Origin of the sequence: Streptomyces sp. AC512_CC834, assembly GCF_019049325.1 — a bacterium.
In the GTDB taxonomy this organism is placed as follows: Bacteria; Actinomycetota; Actinomycetes; order Streptomycetales; family Streptomycetaceae; genus Streptomyces.
Window position 1 is genome coordinate 32,970 of sequence record NZ_JAGMUO010000075.1, and the last position, 3,390, is coordinate 36,359.

The 3,390-nt window shown below is 70.2% G+C and carries 3 protein-coding genes; all 3 read right to left on the bottom strand.

The window, feature by feature from the left end; all coding sequences use genetic code 11:
- Positions 1–499 (bottom strand): flavodoxin-dependent (E)-4-hydroxy-3-methylbut-2-enyl-diphosphate synthase (locus KUM40_RS41680; RefSeq protein WP_254395706.1); only part of this gene is annotated, 499 nt, incomplete at its 3' end.
- Positions 500–740: 241 nt separating this feature from the next.
- Complete coding sequence (locus KUM40_RS26525; RefSeq protein WP_217168715.1) at positions 741–2,033, bottom strand: RIP metalloprotease; 1,293 nt, start codon at positions 2,031–2,033, stop codon at positions 741–743.
- Positions 2,034–2,041: 8 nt separating this feature from the next.
- Positions 2,042–3,298, bottom strand: coding sequence for a 1-deoxy-D-xylulose-5-phosphate reductoisomerase (gene dxr / locus KUM40_RS26530; protein ID WP_217168714.1), 1,257 nt, complete (start codon positions 3,296–3,298; stop codon positions 2,042–2,044).
- Positions 3,299–3,390 lie beyond the last annotated feature (92 nt).

The following is a 3,390-nucleotide window of genomic DNA, read 5'->3' on the forward strand; positions in this document are numbered from 1 at the left end:
GCGCCTCCGGGGTCGCCCTGCCGTACTTCTGCAGCAGGCGGCGGTCGAGCGAACCGGCGTTCACGCCGATGCGGATCGGGGTGCCGTGGTCCTTGGCCGCCTTCGCGATCTCCCTGACCTTGTCGTCGAACTGCTTGATGTTGCCCGGGTTGACCCGCACCGCCGCGCAGCCCGCCTCGATGGCGGCGAAGACGTACTTCGGCTGGAAGTGGATGTCGGCGATCACCGGGATCTGCGACTTCCTGGCGATCACGGCCAGGGCGTCCGCGTCGTCCTGGGTGGGGCACGCCACCCGCACGATCTGGCAGCCGGACGCCGTCAGCTCGGCGATCTGCTGGAGCGTGGCGCCGATGTCGGACGTACGGGTCGTGGTCATGGACTGCACCGACACGGGCGCGTCACCGCCCACGGCCACGGGCCCGACCTGGATCTGCCGGCTCTTGCGGCGCTCCGCGAGCCTGGTCGGAACGTCCGGCATGCCGAGAGAAATCGCAGTCATCTGCTGTGCAACCCCAAGTCGTGGATCAAGGTCCGGCCCCGTTCAGCGGCGGGCTCCGGCATCCGAGATTACGGCACGGACATGAACGCCGGGCACACCGCGTACGGGAGATGCATCCTTTGGCGTCCATCTGCCGGGCGTCCGGAGTGAAGCCCGGTCCGGGCGGACATGCTCCCCGGATCGGGCTTTTCACCGGATCGTCCCGGTCGTGCGGCCTTCAGGTGAGCCGTCAGGTGATCCGTCAGGTGATCCGCACCGGGTTGACGACGTCCGCCACCAGCACCAGCAGCGTGAAGCAGACGAAGACGCCCGCCACCACGTAGGCCACCGGCATCAGCTTCGCCACGTCGAAGGGCCCGGGGTCGGGCCTGCGCAGCACCTTGGCCGCGGAGCGGCGCAACGACTCCCACAGGGCGCCCGCGACGTGGCCGCCGTCGAGCGGCAGCAGCGGGAGCATGTTGAAGAGGAACAGGGAGAGGTTGAAGCCGGCCACCAGCATGACGAACATGGCGAGCTGCTGGGTGGGCGGGATGTCCAGGGTGGCGATCTCACCGCCGACGCGGGCGGCGCCGACGACGCCCATCGGGGAGTCGGCCTCGCGCGGTCCGTCGCCGAAGGCCGCGTCCCACAGGGCGGGGATCTTGGCGGGCAGGGCGGCGAGGGAGTCGACGGCGTCGCCGATCCGGTCGCCCATCCAGGTCACGGACTGGCCGAAGTCCTGCTTCACCACGCCGGTGGCGGAGCTGAAGCCGAGGAAGCCGGCGGTGACGTACTCGCCCTGGACGATCTGTCCGTCGGAGTCCTTCTTGGCGACCTTGTTGGTGGCGATGGTCGCGTGGAGGGTGACCTCCTCGCCCTTGCGCTCGACGACGACCGGCACGTCCTCGCCGGGGTTGTCCCGGATCAGGTCGGAGAGCTTGTCCCAGTCGTCGGTCCGTACGCCGTCGAAGGCGAGGATCTTGTCACCGGCGCGGAGGCCGGCCTCGGCGGCCGGGGAGGCTGGGTCGGACTTGGTGCAGTCGTCGCGGGTCTCGGTCTGCGAGATGACGCACTGGGAGACCGTGCTGACGGTGGTGGTCTGCTGCGCGATGCCGAAGCCCATCAGGACGGTGAGGAAGAGCGCCACCGCGAGGACGAGGTTCATGAACGGGCCCGCGAACATCACGATGACGCGCTTCCACGGCTTGCGGGTGTAGAAGAGGCGCTTCTCGTCACCGGGCTGCAGTTCCTCGAAGGCCGCCGAGCGGGCGTCCTCTATCATCCCGCGCCAGGGCGAGGTGGAGCGGGCCTCCAGGCGGCCGTCCGGGCCGGGCGGGAACATGCCGATCATGCGGATGTAGCCGCCGAACGGGATGGCCTTGACCCCGTACTCGGTGTCGCCCTTCTTCTTCGAGAAGATCGTCGGCCCGAAGCCCACCATGTACTGCGGCACGCGGATGCCGAACAGCTTGGCCGTGGACAGGTGGCCCAGTTCGTGCCAGGCGATGGAGAACAGCAGGCCGACGGCGAAGAGCACTATGCCGAGGATGAACATCAGGGTCGTCATGCACGGGCCTCCGCCGTCTGTGCCGCCAGTTGCCGGGCCCGGGCGCGTGCCCAGGTCTCCGCTTCGAGGACGTCCGCGACGGTGAGCGAGGTTCCCGTACGGGGAGTTCCGTGCTCCTCGACCACCCGCGTGACGGTCTCCATGATCCCGAGAAACGGCAGCGCGCCGCGGCGGAACGCCTCGACGCACTCCTCATTGGCGGCATTGAACACCGCCGGCGCCGTCCCCGCGAGTTGTCCGACGTGCCGGGCCAGGTTGACCGAGGGGAAGGCCTCGTTGTCGAGCGGGAAGAACTCCCAGGTCGAGGCCTTGCTCCAGTCGAAGGTGGGGGCGGCGTCGGGGACACGTTCGGGCCAGCCGAGGCCGACGGCGATGGGCCCGCCCATGTCGGGGGGTGTCGCGTGGGCCAGTGTCGATCCGTCCGTGTACTCAACCATCGAGTGGACATACGACTGCGGGTGCACGACCACCTCAATGCGGTCGAAGGGAATGTCGTAGAGCAGGTGGGCCTCGATCACCTCCAGGCCCTTGTTGACGAGGGTGGCGGAGTTGATCGTGATCACCGGGCCCATGGCCCAGGTGGGGTGGGCGAGGGCGTCCTCGACGGTGACGGCCGCCAGCTCGTCCTTCGTACGCCCCCGGAACGGGCCGCCGGACGCGGTGACGACCAGCTTGCGGACGTCGGCGCGGGTGCCGGCGGCCAGCGCCTGGAAGAGCGCGGCGTGTTCGGAGTCGACCGGGATGATCTGGCCCGGCTTGGCCAGCGCCTTGACCAGCGGGCCGCCGACGATGAGCGACTCCTTGTTGGCGAGCGCGAGGGTGCGGCCCGCCTCCAGGGCGGCGAGCGTCGGGGCGAGGCCGATGGAACCGGTGATGCCGTTGAGCACGGTGTGGCAGCCGGAGGCGGCGAGCCGGGTGGCCGCGTCCGGTCCGGCGAGGATCTCGGGGAGCGGCTCCCCGGTGCCGTACCGGTCACTCAGCGCTTCCCGCAGTGCCGGTACCGCGTCCTCGCGGGCGACGGCGACGGTCCGCGCCCCCAGCCGGTACGCCTGGTCGGCGAGGAGGGCGACCCGGCTGCCGTTGGCGGACAGGGCGGTAACCCGGAAGCGGTCCGGGTTGCGCAGCACGAGGTCGATGGCCTGGGTCCCGATCGACCCGGTGGACCCGAGGATCACCACGTCCTTCGGGCCGTCGCCCGCCACCGGGTCGTAGACGAGGTGGGGGTCGGCGAGTGGGGCTGGACTGTCGCTCATCCCCCCATTGTGGCCGCATCGGCCCTCCAGGAGGACAGCGCGTCCCTCGGTCGGGTGTCGGGGGCCGGTTATCGGGGGCCGGTGTCGGGGGC